General features: G+C 62.8%; 13 protein-coding genes and 2 pseudogenes. 5 read left to right on the forward strand and 10 right to left on the reverse strand.

Going from position 1 to position 16,035, the window contains the following annotated elements; translation table 11 throughout:
* The 4 genes and pseudogenes from ACT3UQ_RS07425 to ACT3UQ_RS07440 all read right to left on the reverse strand — a co-directional run.
* Positions 1-314: pseudogene (locus tag ACT3UQ_RS07425) on the reverse strand (DinB family protein); the annotation flags it as partial.
* A 76-nt stretch (positions 315-390) separates the two neighbouring features.
* Positions 391-870 (reverse strand): GNAT family N-acetyltransferase, encoded by a 480-nt coding sequence (locus ACT3UQ_RS07430; protein WP_444636847.1) that lies wholly within the window; start codon positions 868-870, stop codon positions 391-393.
* Positions 871-873: 3 nt separating this feature from the next.
* Positions 874-3,140 (reverse strand): annotated as a pseudogene (locus ACT3UQ_RS07435) (ATP-binding cassette domain-containing protein).
* A 3-nt stretch (positions 3,141-3,143) separates the two neighbouring features.
* Positions 3,144-4,082 carry a dihydrodipicolinate synthase family protein gene (locus tag ACT3UQ_RS07440; RefSeq protein ID WP_444636848.1) on the reverse strand — a complete coding sequence of 313 codons (939 nt, stop codon included), beginning with the start codon at positions 4,080-4,082 and terminating at the stop codon, positions 3,144-3,146.
* A 315-nt stretch (positions 4,083-4,397) separates the two neighbouring features.
* Between ACT3UQ_RS07440 and ACT3UQ_RS07445 the strand changes: the two genes are divergently transcribed.
* Positions 4,398-5,681, forward strand: a complete 1,284-nt coding sequence (locus tag ACT3UQ_RS07445) for a dicarboxylate/amino acid:cation symporter (RefSeq protein WP_096286954.1) — start codon at positions 4,398-4,400, stop codon at positions 5,679-5,681.
* A 116-nt stretch (positions 5,682-5,797) separates the two neighbouring features.
* Here ACT3UQ_RS07445 and ACT3UQ_RS07450 read toward each other — a convergent pair whose 3' ends face one another.
* The gene (locus tag ACT3UQ_RS07450; protein WP_444636849.1) at positions 5,798-6,235 is read right to left on the reverse strand and encodes a hypothetical protein; all 438 of its coding nucleotides are present in this window, start codon (positions 6,233-6,235) and stop codon (positions 5,798-5,800) included.
* A gap of 125 nt (positions 6,236-6,360) precedes the next feature.
* On the opposite strand from ACT3UQ_RS07450, the gene ACT3UQ_RS07455 reads away from it, so the two are divergent.
* Entirely contained in the window at positions 6,361-6,786 is a 426-nt protein-coding gene (locus ACT3UQ_RS07455) for a hypothetical protein (RefSeq protein ID WP_105552054.1), read from the forward strand.
* A 248-nt stretch (positions 6,787-7,034) separates the two neighbouring features.
* Here ACT3UQ_RS07455 and epsC read toward each other — a convergent pair whose 3' ends face one another.
* The 3 genes from epsC to msrA form a co-directional block, all read right to left on the reverse strand.
* Positions 7,035-7,619, reverse strand: a complete 585-nt coding sequence (gene epsC, locus ACT3UQ_RS07460; RefSeq protein WP_096288809.1) for a serine O-acetyltransferase EpsC — start codon at positions 7,617-7,619, stop codon at positions 7,035-7,037.
* Between the two features lie 139 nt (positions 7,620-7,758).
* Positions 7,759-8,694 carry a cysteine synthase A gene (gene cysK, locus ACT3UQ_RS07465; protein WP_444636850.1) on the reverse strand — a complete coding sequence of 312 codons (936 nt, stop codon included), beginning with the start codon at positions 8,692-8,694 and terminating at the stop codon, positions 7,759-7,761.
* A gap of 127 nt (positions 8,695-8,821) precedes the next feature.
* Positions 8,822-9,349: a peptide-methionine (S)-S-oxide reductase MsrA gene (gene msrA / locus ACT3UQ_RS07470; protein ID WP_105649265.1), complete on the reverse strand. Its 528-nt coding sequence runs from the start codon at positions 9,347-9,349 to the stop codon at positions 8,822-8,824.
* Positions 9,350-9,480: 131 nt separating this feature from the next.
* Here msrA and ACT3UQ_RS07475 point away from each other — a divergent pair, with 131 nt between their 5' ends.
* Complete coding sequence (locus tag ACT3UQ_RS07475; protein WP_105569100.1) at positions 9,481-10,434, forward strand: Nif3-like dinuclear metal center hexameric protein; 954 nt, start codon at positions 9,481-9,483, stop codon at positions 10,432-10,434.
* Positions 10,410-10,823, forward strand: a complete 414-nt coding sequence (locus ACT3UQ_RS07480; protein ID WP_444636851.1) for a VOC family protein — start codon at positions 10,410-10,412, stop codon at positions 10,821-10,823. The genes ACT3UQ_RS07475 and ACT3UQ_RS07480 overlap by 25 nt, the downstream gene beginning before the upstream one ends.
* Positions 10,824-10,919: 96 nt before the next feature.
* Here ACT3UQ_RS07480 and ACT3UQ_RS07485 read toward each other — a convergent pair whose 3' ends face one another.
* Positions 10,920-13,280: a fibronectin type III domain-containing protein gene (locus ACT3UQ_RS07485; RefSeq protein WP_444636852.1), complete on the reverse strand. Its 2,361-nt coding sequence runs from the start codon at positions 13,278-13,280 to the stop codon at positions 10,920-10,922.
* Positions 13,281-13,633: 353 nt separating this feature from the next.
* Positions 13,634-14,413, reverse strand: coding sequence for a YaaA family protein (locus tag ACT3UQ_RS07490; RefSeq protein WP_444636894.1), 780 nt, complete (start codon positions 14,411-14,413; stop codon positions 13,634-13,636).
* A gap of 141 nt (positions 14,414-14,554) precedes the next feature.
* On the opposite strand from ACT3UQ_RS07490, the gene ACT3UQ_RS07495 reads away from it, so the two are divergent.
* Positions 14,555-16,015, forward strand: a complete 1,461-nt coding sequence (locus ACT3UQ_RS07495) for a dihydrolipoyl dehydrogenase family protein (RefSeq protein WP_444636853.1) — start codon at positions 14,555-14,557, stop codon at positions 16,013-16,015.
* The last annotated feature ends 20 nt before the right edge of the window (positions 16,016-16,035 follow it).

Below are 16,035 nucleotides of genomic sequence, written 5' to 3' on the forward strand. Positions count from 1 at the left end.
TGGTTGAACACCAGCGCCGCCGCGCAGGAGCCGGCGTAGTTGACGGGATGAAACAGCGGGGTCGTGGCGTTCAGCAGCCGGGAGAATCCGGACTGCACCCCGGCCGGGCAGCGCACCAGGACGTGGACCAGCGGGATCAGCGCGCGGACTACCATGTAGCCGAAGACCATGTGGAAGAGCAGCTGCTCATTGCTCCAGCCGGTGCCGATGCTGCTCCGGCGCAGGTCGGCCCGGCTGGCGGTGCGCAGCAAGCGCCGCAGGTTTTGCGCATCCTGCCGGTAGCCCCTAACGATCCGGGACTTATTCTCCTCCATCGCAGTTCACCTCACGCAAAGAACTCGAACCGGCGGGCAACCCACCGAACTTCATTGTAGGCCCGTGCGGATTCGCTCAGCGAAGCATGCGCAATTCGATCATTTGCGGCAGCCCTGGATCCGTCTTTTCGGCCCCGTCGAATGCGAATCCGTTGCGCCGATAAAACGCCGTGGCCCGTGGATTGCCCTGGGCCACCCACAGCACCGCCGGCTCGTCTCCCAGCACCGCGTCCAAGAGCCCCTGCCCGATGCCGCTTCCATGGCATTGGGCCAGCAAGTACAGGCTGTACAGCTGCAGCCGGTCTTCGCCATCCAGTCCCGGCCCGGCGAGCGCGAAACCGACCAGTTCTCCTTGCGACTCGGCCACGACCCGGCGCAGCTTGGGGTTCTGGTCGGCGAGCAGGCGCCCCCAGAGGGTGCGCCGTGACTCCAGCTGCTCCGGGGTGAAGTAATCGGCCGGCAGCTGGTTGGCGTAGCTTTGCTTCCAGCAGCGGGTATGCAGCTGGGCAAGCGCCTCGACGTCCGCCGGTTCGGGGGCGCGCAGGGTGTAGTCCATGGGCTAGCCGGCGGTGTATTCGGCCAGGTGCTGGCCGGTGAGCGTGCCGGAGCCGGCCAGCTGCGCCGGGGTCCCTTCGAAGACGATGCTGCCGCCGTCGTGGCCGGCGCCCGGGCCCAGATCGATTACCCAGTCCGCGTGGGCGACCACGGCCAGATGGTGTTCGATCACGATCACCGTATTGCCTTCGTCCACCATTTCATCGAGCAATCCCAGCAGCCGATCCACGTCCGCCATGTGCAGGCCGGTGGTGGGTTCGTCCAGGATGTAGGTTCCCTGCCCCTTGCCCAGGTTGATCGCCAGCTTCAGGCGCTGGCGTTCGCCGCCGGAGAGGGTGTTCAGCGGTTGGCCGAGCTTGATGTAGCCCAGGCCCACCTGGTTCAGCCGTTCGAGCATCGCCTTGGCCTTGGGGACCTTGAGCTGATCGAACGCTTGTTCGATGCTCAGGTTGAGCACCTCGGCGATGTTCAGCCCGTCCAAGCGGTATTCGAGGACCTTCGCGGTGTAGCGCTTGCCTTCGCAGACCTCGCAGCGCAGTTGCACTCCGGCCATGGTGGCCAGATCGGTGTAGGTGAAGCCCACCCCGTTGCAGTTCGGGCAGGCCCCTTCCGAGTTGGCGCTGAACAGCGCCGGCTTGACGGAATTGGCCTTGGCGAAGGCCGCGCGGATCGGGTCCAGGATCGAGGTGTAGGTTGCCGGGTTGCTGCGCCGGGAGCCGCGAATGGCGGACTGGTCCACCACCGCGACGTCCTCGCGCTTGGAGATGGTGCTGTGGATGAGCGTGGACTTTCCGGAGCCGGCCACCCCGGTGATCGCGCACAGCACGCCGCGCGGGATGTCCACGTCGATATTCTTCAGGTTGTGCGTGCTGGCCGCGCGGATCTGCAGCGGATCCTTGCCGCTGCGCACATTTTGCTTCATTGGCACCCGGGCGGAGAAGTGCCTGCCGGTCACCGTGTCGCTGGCCAGCAGGCCTGCCAGGTTGCCCGCGTAGCTGATATTGCCGCCGTGCAGCCCGGCGCCGGGGCCGAGGTCGATCACATGGTCGGCGATCTTGATGACCTCGGGCTTGTGCTCGACGACCAGCACCGTATTGCCCTTGTCGCGCAGGTCGCGCAGCAGGTGGTTCATGCGCTGGATATCGTGCGGGTGCAATCCCACCGTGGGTTCGTCGAAGACGTAGGTGACATCGGAAAGCGCGCTGCCCAGATGGCGGATCATCTTCACGCGCTGCGCTGCGCCTCGCCTCCGGAGAGGGTGCCGGCCGGGCGGTCCAGGGAGATGTAGCCCAAGCCGATCTGGATCATGGACGCGAGAATCGCGCGCAGATTGGCCAGCAGCGGAGCGGCGTCCTCGATCACCAGCTTCGCGAGCTGCGCATGCAGGTCGGTAACCTGCATGGCGGTCATCTGGGCGATGCCCAGGCCCGCAATCTTCGAGGCGCGCGCCTTTTCGCTCAACCGCGAGCCGTTGCAGGCCGCGCAGGGTGCGGTGGTGGAGATCCGCTCGATCCAATCCCGGATATGCGCCTGCTTGATCTCCCGGCCCGAGTGGATGTAGTTGGACTTGATCCGGGTGATCAGCCCGGAGTAGCTCATATTCGCCCCGTTGAGCTTGACCTTGCCCGGCTCCGCGTAGAGCATCCGCTCCAGCATGTCCTTGGGCATGTCCTTGAGCTTCACCTGCAGGTCCGGCTCGGTGCCCGCGGTCAGCGTCTGCCAGAGCCAGGAATCCGGGGCGAAGTTCGGGGCCGTGATGGCGCCCTCGGCCAGCGTTTTATCCCAGTCGAGCAGTTCGTCCAGGTCGATGCTCGCCTCCGTGCCAAATCCCTCGCAGGTCGCGCAGGCCCCCTCGCCGAGGTTGAACGAGTACGCTCCGGCCCCACCGGCGCTCGGCGTGGAATAGCGCGAGTAGAGCACGCGCAGCAGCGAGTACGCGTCGGTGGCGGTGCCCACGGTGGAGCGCGAGTTCGCCCCCATGCGCTCTTGATCCACCACGATCGCCGCCGACAGGTTTTCCAGCACCTCGACATCGGGCCGAGGCATCGAGGGCATGAAGGACTGGACGAAGGAGGTGTAGGTTTCGTTGATCAGCCGTTGCGACTCCGCGGCAATGGTGCCGAAGACCAGCGAAGACTTGCCCGAACCGGAGACCCCGGTAAAAGCCGTGATGCGGCGCTTGGGGATGTCCGCATCCACACCCTGCAGATTGTTCTCCCGTGCTTGGCGGACGCGGATCAGGTCGTGGGTATCTGCAGGATGCTGGGTCATGAGCTAAATCCTACCCAGTTCCCGCAGCAGCTCCCTGGCCCGGGTGCGCAGTTCCTCGCTCAGATTGTGCAACGGGGCCGGCAGGGCGGAGTCCGAGACCATGCCGAGTTCCCGGGCCAGTCCCGCGATGGCGCGGGCGCTGCCGCCGCAGGCGGTGTAGAACTCCCACAGGCTGGCAAGCTGCCCCGATTCGGCGAGCGCACGCTCATGGTCTGACTCGCTGGCCGGCTTGGAGATCCGCAGCGCCAGCTCCGGCAGGGTCCCGGCGAGCACGCTGTACCATCCGTCGCATCCGGCGGCCAGTCCCGCGGCGGCGACGGCATCTCCCGAAATCCCCAGGGTGACCTCCGCCGGGATCACCGAACGGATGGCTGCGACGTGCTCGCGTGCTGCTTGCGGGTTGGCCGGCAGTGGCGGGATCTTGATCGACGCGACATTTGGCAGGGCGCCAATGCGCGCGTAGAGCTCCAGGCTGAAGTTGAAATGGGTGGTGCCCGGGTTGTCATAGAGGATCACCGGCAGCGTGCTCGCCGCGCAGACCGCGGCAAACAGGGCGAACACCTCATCTTCGGTCAGCGGCTGATAGCTGACCGGGGCCAGGAGCAGTCCTTGGGCCCCGGCCAGCTCGGCCGAACGCACATTCGCCAAGACCTGCGAGGTGCGCAGCGCACCGACGCCCACGGCTACCGGCGTTCCGTTGGCGGCAGGCACCGCCAGCTCGGCTGCCCGGGCGCGCTCGCCGGGATCGAGATAGGCGTACATGCCGGTGGAGCCGAGCACGGTGATCGAGTCGACGCCGCTGCCAGATAGCCGCTCGATGAGCGCGGTGAAGCGTGGCTCGTCGAGGCTGTCCTCGACCAGGGGAGTGAGGGGGAAGGCGCTGAGCCCGGAAAACATATCGAGGTGCTCCAAGTCATGGGCGGATAGGTTGGTGTCTCTCATTAAAGCCGGGGGTAGCGCCGTGGCAGAATATGACGCGGTGCAGGTAACCTGGTGTCCCTCCACGGGCTGGAGCGCTAGCGTTTAACCGTTGTTCGGAGACGGAACGCTGCGTGGATTCGCCAAAGCGCGGGATTCTCTGGACAAAAGGCGAGAGTTGGCGGCATTGAGCCACGTCTCATCCATATGACCTGGCTCATGGTTTCTAAGAACCGAGTGTAGGCCATAACATGGTGGATGCATGGCGTGCGCCACAAAACCCGTGGTCTCGACGCCCCTCGGCTCGTCACACATCATTCGTCACCATGAAAGAAGCACATGAACCTGTTGAAAAAGATCCCACTGCTTGGGTGGATCCTTGTTGCTATCGTCCTGGGTATTCTGCTTGGGCCGGTGATGCCGGTGTGGCTGGGCAGCGCGTTCCTCACCTACAACTCGATCTTCTCGGGATTCCTGAGCTTCATCGTGCCGCTGATCATCTTGGGCCTGGTGATGCCCGCGATCGCCGAGCTGGGCAAGGGTGCCGGTAAGTGGCTCGGCGTGACGGCGCTGATCGCTTACTCCTCCACCGTTCTGGCCGGCCTGCTCGCCTACTTCGTGGGCCGCTGGCTGTTCACCGCCTCGCTCAGCGGCGGCGGCGTGGAAACCCTCGGCGAGGACTCCGGATCCGGGTTCGAGGCCTACATCTCGCTGGTGACATCCGCCGGCGACGGGGCCACCGAGATCGTCTTGGAACCAGTCATCGGTGTGATGAGCGCGTTGATCCTCGCGTTCGTGATCGGCATCGGCCTGACCGCATTCCGCAGCACCGTGCTCTTCCGCGGTGCCGTCGAATTCCGCACCATCATCGAGATGGTAATCCGCCGCATTATCGTCCCGGCACTGCCGCTGTTCATCTTCGGAATCTTCCTTGACCTCTCGGCCAGCGGCTCGGCCGTGACCGTGGTGACCAAGTTCCTGCTCGTGGCCGTGGTCTCCTTCGCGCTGACCCTTGTGGTGCTGCTGGTCCAGTACACGGTGGCCGGTTCGATGACCGGGCAGAACCCGCTGAAGGCGCTGTGGAATATGCGTGACGCATACTTCACCGCCCTGGGTACCTCCTCTTCGGCGGCCACCATTCCGGTGACCCTCGCCTCGGCGAAGAAGAACGGCGTCTCCGATTCGGTGGCAGGCTTCGTGGTGCCACTGGGTGCGACCATCCACCTCTCCGGCTCGATGGTCAAAATCACCTGCTTCTCCCTGGCCGTGCTGCTGCTCACCGGCGGCAATGTCTCCTTCGGCGCATTCCTGCCATTCATCCTGATGCTCGGTGTCATGATGATCGCCGCTCCTGGCGTTCCCGGCGGTGCCATCGCGGCTGCCGCTGGCCTGCTGGCGCAGATGCTCGGCTTCGGCGAGGTCGAGGTTGGCCTGATGTTCGCCGCCTACATCGCGCTGGACAGCTTCGGCACCGCCACCAACGTGACCGGCGACGGCGCCATCGCGTTGATCATGCACAAGCTCACCCGCGGCAAGCTCGGCGCGCAGGCACAGGATCCTGCCGATGAGCAGGTCGAGGTCATCGCGGGCAGCGGCAAAGAGTCGCACACCTTGGCCGAGTAGCTTTTCGCTCCACCAAAAAGCACCTGGGACCAACGCGTATGCGTTGGTCCCAGGTGCTTTAAGCGTTCAACCGTTGTCCTTGTCGCGGTGGGGCCGCAGAAGTTGAAGGAACGTCGCTACGGGCTGGGGATGAGGACATTGTCGTGAATCCTGATCCATCCTTCGGATTCCAGCGCCCGCGTGTCAGAGTCATCCCTGACGAGGGAAGCCGCCCTGTTGCTGGGTGGAGCCGACGCGGGCACTATCACGTCGGTTGCTCCCAGCGAACCACAGCCGGAAAACCAATGGGGATCTGCGTCAGGGGGAACAACGATGATGCATCCGATCGAGGAATCAGCTGACCTCGCAGCGAAATAGCGTACCTGTTCGTGGGTAGTCAGGAGCCTTGAACTTTCCCGGTCAATGGTGTCTCCCAAATCAATCGCTGCGGGAAGTGCATCCTCGGAAGCGAATTGTTCCTCCAGTGCCTGAATTCCGCTATGCCCGGAGCACGCGGTGAGGGCCAGTACCCCACCGATGCCAATGACCGCTGCAGACATCCTACGCATACGCATTCTCGAACCTTCCGGGTGGACGTTAACGAAAGGCTACCTCAGTAAAAGGATTCAGATCCCGCGGCTAACATTCGTTGCTCAGCTTTCATACGCAGATTGGGCAAGCAGGGCGGTAGGTTTGGAGCATGACACCGATTCGCAGAGCCGTGTACGGAATTTCGGTAGGTACGCTCGCGGCATTCTTGACTGGATGCACAGTTGACAGCCTGATCTGGGGAAACGATGGGGCCGAGGTGATTCGAACGACCGAGCAGCTTGTGAGCGATTTGGCATCGGGCGAAACATCAGGCACTGTCTGCGAGGATTCCGTTGCGGATCTCGGTGCGCCCAGCGATTGGTCGGGGCTTTCCGCTGGCGAGCCGGAGGAGTTTTTCGCCGGGCATTGGGTTGATCAAGTGGCGCTCGACCCTCAGTGGAGCATCAATCTAGAGGGTCTTCCCGAAGGAGCAGTGCCCGGCACCGACTATCCGGGAGACGTCTTTTATCGCGAAACCGACGATGGGTTATGCGTGATCGACGTGTCTTGGTCGACGCTAATCTCCGTAAACTGAGCAGCTAGGCAGTTGCGCGGAAGCTCGTCTACCGTCTGGTGTCCCGGCCACTGAAGGTGGTTGGTCTCATATGCCGCTTCGGCTGCCTGCTAGCGAAACGCCTTCAGGGGCCAGATCGGGCAGTCCACTGGTTGCCATAACTTGCCGGCGCCTATTCGTGGAGCAGGTTAAATGCCGGTGGCCCGGTGCCTTGGCGCAACTGTCGCTATGCCAAGGCACCGGGCCACCGCAGGGGTCTCAGTGGGGGATCAGATCCACATCGCCGGGTCGATATACTCCGCAGGATCCACCGCGGGCTTATGCTCGTCTGGCTTGCGCGGTCGGTTCTGCGCCGGAATTCCGGTGACGATCGAACCTGCCGGTGCGTCCTTGACCACCACCGCGTTCGCGCCAACGGCCGAGTCGGCGCCGATGGTGATCGGGCCCAGGATCTTGGCGCCGGCACCGATGACCACGCGGTCTTCGATGGTCGGGTGGCGTTTGGTCTTGGCCAGCGACCGGCCGCCCAGGGTCACTCCGTGATAAAGCATCACGTCGTCGCCGATCTCGGCGGTTTCGCCGATGACGATTCCCATGCCGTGGTCGATGAAGAAGCGCCGCCCAATCGTGGCACCGGGGTGGATCTCGATGCCGGTGATTGCACGGTTCGCCTGCGAGAGCAGCCTGGCCGGCCAGCGTAGCGAGGGGTTCTGCCACATCTTATGCGCCAGCCGGTGGATCCAGATGGCATGCAATCCTGAATACACGAAGAAGTTCTCGGTATCGCTGCGTGCTGCCGGGTCATGGGAGCGGGCGTTGGCGAGGTCTTCACGTAACCGGGAGAAAAAACTCATATAAACAACCTTAGTGCGTGCTGCATGCTGAGGTGCCGCTGAATTGGGCACATGACAAATCGGCGCAAACCGCACCGCGGACCTATTAAGATCCAACGACGGGTCACGCCGATTTATTCGCGAAGAAAGAAACTATTTCTTAGCCGCGGATGTCATCGAAGAGCAGGGTGGAGATGTAGCGCTCGCCAAAGTCGGGGATCACGGTGACGATCTGCTTGCCGGCGTTCTCTTCGCGGGCCGCGATCTGCAGGGCGCCCCAGACGGCGGCACCGGCGGAAATGCCGCCGAGGATGCCTTCCTTAACGCCCAGGTCACGTGCCACCGAGACCGAATCCTCGATCGAGGCGTCGAGCACCTCGTCATACAGGTCGGTGTCGAGCACCTCGGGGATGAAGTTCGCGCCCAGACCCTGGATCTTGTGCGGGCCTGGCTTGCCGCCGTTGAGGATTGGTGAATCCTTTGGCTCGACCGCAACGATCTTGAGGTTGGGGTTCTTTTCCTTCAGGTAGCGGCCCGCACCAGTGATGGTGCCACCGGTACCGATGCCGGCCACGAGCACGTCGATCTTGCCATCGGTATCTGCCCAGATCTCCGGGCCGGTGGTGTCCGCGTGCACCTGTGGGTTCGCGGTGTTCGCGAACTGCTGGGCCCAGATGGCGTTCTCCGAGGTGGCCACGATTTCCTTGGCCTTTTCTACCGCACCGCGCATGCCGTCGGCACCCGGGGTCAGCACGATCTCGGCACCGTAGGCGCGCAGCATCACGCGACGCTCGGTGGACATGGTCTCCGGCATGGTCAGGATGACCTTGTAGCCGCGGGCCGCGCCAACCATGGCCAGTGCGATGCCGGTGTTGCCGCTGGTGCCTTCAACGATGGTGCCGCCTGGCTTCAAGCCACCAGACTTTTCGGCGGCATCGACGATGGCTACGCCGATGCGGTCCTTGACCGAGTTGGCTGGATTGTAGAACTCCAGCTTCACCGCGACGCTGCCTGGCAGCCCTTCACCTAAGCGGTTGAGCTTCACCAGGGGGGTGTTTCCGATGATCTCGGTGACGTTGTTGTAGATCTTGCCCATGTATACGCAATCCTTACGTGACTCGATGCAGGCCGCTGATGCCCGGCGAGGGTGGTTGGAGAAGGCCGTGAATACGGCGTTTCGTCCTTAAAGTTTCACTGCTAACCCTAATCGGCTCGCTCGCCGCTTAGCTCTCGTTAAGCCATTGGGCGTAATATTTCCTGACTTTTGCGAGCTTCGGGTCAATAATGACTCGGCAATACCCGACTTCTTGGTTCTCCGAGTAGTAATCTTGGTGCACTTGCTCGGCCGGGTAGAAATCTTTCGACTCCTCGATAGTCGTCACGATCGGTCCCGGGTAGAGTGCCGCGTACTTTTGCATGCTCGCCTCGAAGACCTCGCGCTGGCTTTCATCCAACGGGAACATCGCCGAACGATACTGCGTGCCCACGTCATAGCCTTGGCGGTTGAGCGTCGTCGGGTCGTGCACGGTGAAGAACATGTCCAGGATGACTTCGGCGGGAACCACCTGTGCATCAAAGATGACCGCAACCACCTCGGCGTGGCCGGAGGTGCCGGAACACACCTGCCGGTAATCCGGATTGCTGGTATGTCCGCCCTGGTACCCGGAGAGCACCGCGTGCACGCCACGAGTGCGCTGGTACACGGCGTCGAGGCACCAAAAGCAGCCTCCGGCAAGGACAAAGGTCGTCAGTTCGGTGTCCGCCACGGTCATTCGGGCAGAGAAACGATGGGGCGTGTCTAATCTGAGAATACTCACAGAGTCCATAACGTCGCGGCGTTGCATTATGTTCCTGAGCGGGCTGCACCGCGTAGGGTGGAAGCATGCAGAGCAAGGCTAATACCCCGCAGGATCCGGAGCAGAAGAACCCTGCTTCCCCGTCCGCCAACCTGTCTTCCGTGAGCGATGAAGCGGCAGAGAACGTCGAGGCCGACGCGAGAACCGGTGCCACGACCCTGGGCGAAGTGCTTGAGGCCGCGGAAGAGCTGTGGCCGCAGTCGCTGGCCGAAGATTGGGATGCCGTAGGCCTGGTCACCGGCCGCACCACCGCCAAGGTGACGAAGATCGTCCTAGCGGTGGACCCGACCTTGGAGGTCATCAACGATGCGATTGCACGCGACGCCGATCTGCTGATCACCCACCACCCGCTGTTATTGCGCGGAGTGACCCAGGTGGCGGGCACCAGCTTCAAGGGCGAGGCAATTCACCGGCTGATCGAAACAGGCACCGCCTTGTTGACCGCCCACACCAACGCCGACAATGCGATCGGTGGCGTGAATGATGCCCTGGCCGACGCCTTCGGCCTCACAGACTGCGTGCCGCTGGTCGAAACCAAGGACGGCCTGCCCGAAGAGGGCCTGGGACGAGTTGGCTACCTCGACAAGCCGATGAAGCTCGAGGACTTCGCCGAACGCGTGTATACCGTGCTGCCAGCGGTAGCCGGTGGCGTCCGCGTCGCTGGTGAGCGTCTGGGCATCGTCCGCAAGGTCGCCCTGTGCGGCGGGGCCGGAGATTCCCTCTTTGACGCGGTGCGCGCGCACAAGGCCGATGTCTATGTCACCGCGGATTTGCGCCACCACCCGGCCAGCGAAGCCCGTGAATCTGCCGATGGGGGACACCCTTTCCTCATCGATGTGTCGCATTTTGCCTCCGAATGGGTCTGGCTTTCGGCCGGGGCCCGGGCGCTGCAGAACGTCTTGCAGGATCTGGGCCACGAGGTGGAGATCGAGGTGTCGCAGATAAACTCCGACCCTTGGGACTTCGTGCTCACCCCGTAGCGATGCTGCATCATCTCGAACTCTGGGTGGCCGACCTGCGTGCCAGCACCAGCTCATTGGGCTGGCTGTTGCTGCGCTTGGGATTCGACGTCGAGTCCACGTGGGCCAGCGGCGTCAGCTATCGACAGCAGGACTTCTACATCGTGCTCGAATCCGGGCTGGACGTGATCGATGCGCCGCATCAACGGTGCGCGCCGGGAATGAACCATCTGGCGTTCCATGCCGGAAGCCGCGCGCAGGTCGATGAGCTGACCGCCGAGGCGCTCGAGCACGGCTTCACTCTGCTGTTCCCCGCGGAGCATCCGCACGCTGGGGGAGCCGAGCACTACGCCGCGTACCTGGCGGACGCCGCCGGTTTTGAGGTCGAGCTGGTAGCCCAGGCGGGTTAAGCAGATTGGCCGGTAACCCCTGAAAGGTTACCGACCAAAACTATTTCCTGGCGGTCAATTGCCTAGGTTGCGAGCTCTTCGTGCAAGCTGGCTTTCCTACTTGCAGCTCAATGCATCGTAGGAAACTTCCTTGGCGACTTCAGCTGTACCGCTGGATGCTGTCACGGTGACGCTGCCAGCCTCCAAAGGTGCCTTTCCTGCGTTGAGCGGAGCCGAAGCGGACTTGCCCGGTCCCACATTATTCATCTTCTTGTTTCCGAATTCGCTGGAAACCTGCAGGGTAATCGGCGAATCCTCATTGTTCGTCGCGTTGACGTTAAGCATCGTGTTCTTGCCGATGCATCGGCTCGAAACGCTCAGCTCCACATCGATCGCTTCCTCAACCACGGGAACCTCGACGCCAGCCTCGGTTACCCACTTGGTTCCGGAATCGTTTTTGGTCACGGTGAAGCTGTCGTAGACCTCTCCGATGGCCAGATCGGTGGTGGACGATGCGGTCTTTTCAGCCAAATAGGACTTGTAGGTCAAAGTATCCTCGGCGACATCGATCACCTGATAGGTCGTGAAGTCCTCGCCACGCTTCACCTGCGTGGCATTGTTCTGCGTCCAGACGTTGTCGTTCTCGTCGGCCAAATCGTAGTGCTTAGCGCCAGAGTTCGACACGATGTACACCGGACCATTGGTGACACCAGCGAAATCGGTGACGTTGTCATTGTTGTAGCCACGTGAGTAAACGTGGTCGTGGCCCATCTGGACGAGATCGATGTTGTGCTTCTGGAAGACGGGAACCCATTCCTCGCGAAGTACCGGCTCGTTGCGGCCCGCCGAAGCCGAATAGACCGGCTGGTGGAAGGTGACAACATTCCACTTGGATTTGCTGTTTTCCAGGATGTGATCCATCCACGCGGCTTGGAACTGCACCCAGAGGGTGGAGATTTTACTGGCCGGGCAGTCGTCCCCGGAGCAGGCGGGCAGGTTATCCGGAGTGAGGAAGCCCGCGTCGCGAGTAGCGTTTACAGTGATGAACCGCACGCCTTGATAATCGGTGAAGTACACGGTTTCTTCGGCGAAAGTGGTCCAGTGCTCAAAAAGTGCGCGGTACTGCGCGGCAGCGGCCGTATCGCCAATGGTGAGCTTGGCAAGCTCGCCAGCGGTTTCCACCGACGGGTTGTTCCGTGGGTATTCGAAGTTGGCTTTCCAGGCGGAGAGTTTGTTATCCCCGGAGTATTCGTGGTTGCCCGGTGCCGCCATCACGTTAGCTGTGGCGGCGGACTGCTCCATGCCCTTGAACCAGTTGTCCCATTCGTTCTCATTGCTGCCGGTGTTGATGAGATCACCGGCGTGAACCGATCCGACGGCGTCGGGGGCGGTCTCCTGGGCTTGAGCGACGACCTTTGGCCACGTGGTATCGAGGCCGATCTGCGCATCACCGTAGTAAATATATTGGAAATCGGTGACCGCGGTGTCTGCCGTGGTGAAGGAGTTCCATTCGCTGGTGTTGGAGCCGTTGGCCACACGGTAGGAGTAGCTCGTTCCAGGTTTGAGATCCTTGAGCTCGGCAGAGAAGTGCGGCAGCGGATTACCGTTAACCGGGTCGATGAATTCTGCAGCTACGGTGAGCACGTCTTCGCCTGAGGTCTCGCGGAATTCGACCGTTCCCGTCGCGGCGCCGGCGCTGCCGGCCATCCAAGAAACGTACTGGGACCTATCCGGAGTCTCCGTTGGCGTCAGGATGACCCGCGAGATCGGGTCGATATCCTCGGTGACGTTGAGGCTCAGCTCGGGAACGTCCAGATAGATGTCGGAACTGCCAGCGCGGTCGTTATGCAGACTAATCGCGACCGTGTTGACTCCGTCAACAAGTACATCTGCTGGAACTTCGAAGCTGCTCGATACGGGATTACCGTTGCTGGCACCGGCGTATTCTTGATTGCTTTCGCCGGTGAGCCGGTCATCGAGGAATCCTGCCACCTTGGTGCCGTTGATCCACATGACCAAGGCGTCATCGTAAACTACCTCACCGGTGATGGTCAGGAAATCATCCGCGCCGCCTTCAGGCAATTCGAACTGGGTTCGGAAGAAATATGCCGGGGTAGCGGTGCCGGTTTGCCCGCCGAGGTAATGGTTCAGCAGTGTCTTCGGAGTGTAGGGGCCGACGGCACCCAAAGAACCATGCTTTGCGCCAAAGCTGCCCGTCGCGCTTTTCCAGGTACTATCGTCGAAATCGGTTGCAGTCCAGACATCCAGATTCGGCTGTCCGGCGGCAGGATCGGTGCCATCGTCGAGATATTTCCATTGAGTGCTTTCGGTCGAAACTACCACCGAATTTTCCGATTCCGCAGCTGAATCGATTGGTGCTGCTTGCGCTGGGACGAGTGTGCTTCCCAGCAGAGCTATCACTGCTGCGGCCACCGAGCCGCGGCGTAGCCACGGTGTGGCATTCATCATTGGAGACATGTCTACCTTCAGGCTGTGAGCGTGTGGTCCGGCAGAGAATTTCGCCGATGGACCCAGCTAACGCCACGATAATGTCTCGAAAGAGAACAGCAGGTGAACCTGTGATTCCTAGAATCGAGGCAGGGTGTCGAAACCTCCCCCTGCCTGCGATGGTGCTATGCGCGTGGCGATGACCAACTGTGGTCCAAATGCAGCACCAGAGGAGGGCGACCTGTCGCCAGGACGTGTTCTGCGAATGCGGATTTCCAGCGTCTCTGCTTCGAATCCTCGGCAGCCGTTCAGCAGAGGCAATGATTCGGCGGGACATATCGCCCATCCGTGCCCCTAGCGGCGATGGCGATCAAACGGAACGGCTATTTTGCGGTGGTGAACTGGTGATCCGCGGAAAGCAGGATGTTGAGCGCGAGGCCCTTTTTGTCTTCGACTAGGCTCGCTTCCCATTTGGTCTTGGCCAGCGCGAGTAGTTCCTCCGGGTTCTGCGGGGCAACGGGCTGCTCCACCAAGAAGCGCGCGACCTGGCCACGGGTGTGCTTGGCGAAATGCGAAACCACCTTCGGGACGCCATTGCGCAGCTGGAACACATTCACCGCAACGCAATTGCCATTGCTCGGTTTGTACGCGGCGGCGTAGGTGCTGGAGCGTGCATCCACGATCAGCTGCCCGGCGGCGACCTCGTCAAGCACCGGCGTCAGCCGCTTCTTCCACCAGCTGGCCAGCTTGCCCAGCGGTTCGAGCTTCGCCGACATGGACAACCGGTAGGGCGGGATCCGGTCCGCAAAGCGCACGGCACCCCAGAGGGCGGATACCACGATAATCGATTCGTCGGCGCGCCGCTGCGAGGATTCATCCAGCGAAGCATAATTCAAGGCTTCGAAGAGCACACCCGAGTAGATGTCGTGCGCCCGGGCGGAAGGTTCGGTATGCAGATTAATATTGCGGGCTACCTCTTTGGCCAGCGACGCTCCCACGCCAAGAACTTCCATGGCATCTTCGCGAGCCGACACTTCCGCGAGAGCCGACAGGACCTGACCGCGTTCGGCGACGAGCTCCGGGAAGGAGAGGTCTTCGATTTCAAACACAGCGCCTTCGGCGTGGGCGGTCTTACCTTCGGAAGGCGGCAACAGAATAAGCACGCCTTCCAGCTTATCGGAGATCAACCTCCGTTTCTTTCAGCGGCGCCGGCGCCGGGCGAATCCGGGGCATGTACCAAACGGGCACCGCTGGCTACGCTGGGACCACAAGCCTGCAAGCAGCCACCACAGTGAGGAAAGAGCATGTCCGAATCTCCGGAAACCGCAATGCCTGCTAGCGCCGAGCGGGACTATGACTTGATCGTGCTCGGCGCCGGACCGGCCGGCGAGAACGTCGCCGACTACGCAACCAAACGCGGATTGCGCGTGGCCATCGTCGAAGCCGAACTGGTCGGCGGAGAATGCTCCTATTGGGCGTGCATGCCGTCCAAGGCCCTGCTGCGCAGCGGACACGCGCTGCGTGCGGCACGCCGGCTGCCCGGGGCCCGCGAGGCGATCACCGGCGGCCTCGATGCCGAAGCGGTCCTCGCCCGACGCGATTCTTTCACCAGCAATTGGAGCGACGCGGGTCAGGTCGACTGGCTGGCTTCGGCGGGGATCGAGCTGATCCGCGGCCATGGTTCTCTGGCCGCCCCCGGCCTCGTGCAGGTCGGGGACCGGCAGTTCTCGGCTTGTGCCGTCGCCCTGGCCACCGGATCCGTCCCGGTGCTGCCCGCTATACCCGGGTTGGCCGAAGCCAATCCGTGGGGCACCCGGGAAGCGACGGCAACGGCGCAGGTGCCGCCGCGTTTGATCGTCATCGGCGGAGGCGTGGCGGGCACCGAGCTTGCCTTCGCCTTCTCCAGCCTCGGCTCCGAGGTCACGATGCTCTCCCGCGGGGCCTTATTGAGCCGCGAAGAGCCCTTCGCCGGTGAGCTGGTCTCGGCGGCCCTGAGCGTCGAAGGCGTGCAGGTGCGCTTCGGCGACACGCCGGTGCGCGTGGCGCGAGACGGGCAAGGAATCGTGAGCGTCCACCTGGAGGACGGCACCCAGCTTCGGGCCGAGGAGCTGCTGGTATCAACCGGCAGGCGGCCGAACACGAACGGGCTGGGCTTGGAAGCGCTGGGCCTGGACCCGCACGGTGCGTTGAGCGTCGATGACACGATGCGCGTGGCCGGCACCGATTGGCTGTACGCCGTGGGCGACGTAAATTCGCGTTCGCTGCTGACCCATCAAGGGAAATATCAGGGGCGGGCCGCGGCGGAGGCGATCGCCGCGCGGCTGGAGGGCGCACCGGTTTCGGGCGAACCCTGGGCGAAGCATGCCGCGACGGCCGATCATGCGGCGGTGCCGCGCGTGGTTTTCAGCGACCCGGAGGTTGCGGCCGTCGGGCTGACCGAACACGAGGCGCGCGGCAAGGGGCTGGATATCCGGGTGGTCGAGCTGGTTCTGGGCGCCGTGGCGGGAGCCAGCCTGCACGCGGACGCTACCGCGGGGCGGGCGAATCTGGTCGTCGAGCAGACGCGCCAGGTGGTCATCGGTGCGACCTTTGTGGGGCAGGATGTCTCCGAGCTGCTGCATGCGGCAACGATCGCGATCGTCGGTGAGGTGAGCATGAACCGGTTATGGCATGCGGTCCCGGCCTACCCGACCGTGAGCGAAATCTGGCTGCGGCTGCTGGAGGGGTACCACTATCCGGCCATCACTGTGGCCAGCGGCTCATAGCCGATGTCGGCGCGCGCAAA

It is taken from the genome of Glutamicibacter sp. AOP12-B1-11 (genome assembly GCF_052379245.1).
Classification (GTDB): Bacteria; Actinomycetota; Actinomycetes; order Actinomycetales; family Micrococcaceae; genus Glutamicibacter.

What these genes read in the sequence shown, in the direction of transcription:
- epsC (WP_096288809.1), bottom strand. Translation starts at nt 7,619, where the DNA reads ATGAGTTTTTTCTCCCGGTTACGTGAAGACCTCGCCAACGCCCGCTCC.
- cysK (WP_444636850.1), bottom strand. Translation starts at nt 8,694, where the DNA reads ATGGGCAAGATCTACAACAACGTCACCGAGATCATCGGAAACACCCCC.
- ACT3UQ_RS07440 (WP_444636848.1), bottom strand. Translation starts at nt 4,082, where the DNA reads ATGAGAGACACCAACCTATCCGCCCATGACTTGGAGCACCTCGATATG.
- ACT3UQ_RS07475 (WP_105569100.1), top strand. Translation starts at nt 9,481, where the DNA reads ATGCAGAGCAAGGCTAATACCCCGCAGGATCCGGAGCAGAAGAACCCT.
- ACT3UQ_RS07495 (WP_444636853.1), top strand. Translation starts at nt 14,555, where the DNA reads ATGTCCGAATCTCCGGAAACCGCAATGCCTGCTAGCGCCGAGCGGGAC.
- ACT3UQ_RS07455 (WP_105552054.1), top strand. Translation starts at nt 6,361, where the DNA reads ATGACACCGATTCGCAGAGCCGTGTACGGAATTTCGGTAGGTACGCTC.
- ACT3UQ_RS07430 (WP_444636847.1), bottom strand. Translation starts at nt 870, where the DNA reads ATGGACTACACCCTGCGCGCCCCCGAACCGGCGGACGTCGAGGCGCTT.
- ACT3UQ_RS07450 (WP_444636849.1), bottom strand. Translation starts at nt 6,235, where the DNA reads ATGCGTATGCGTAGGATGTCTGCAGCGGTCATTGGCATCGGTGGGGTA.
- ACT3UQ_RS07485 (WP_444636852.1), bottom strand. Translation starts at nt 13,280, where the DNA reads ATGTCTCCAATGATGAATGCCACACCGTGGCTACGCCGCGGCTCGGTG.
- ACT3UQ_RS07445 (WP_096286954.1), top strand. Translation starts at nt 4,398, where the DNA reads ATGAACCTGTTGAAAAAGATCCCACTGCTTGGGTGGATCCTTGTTGCT.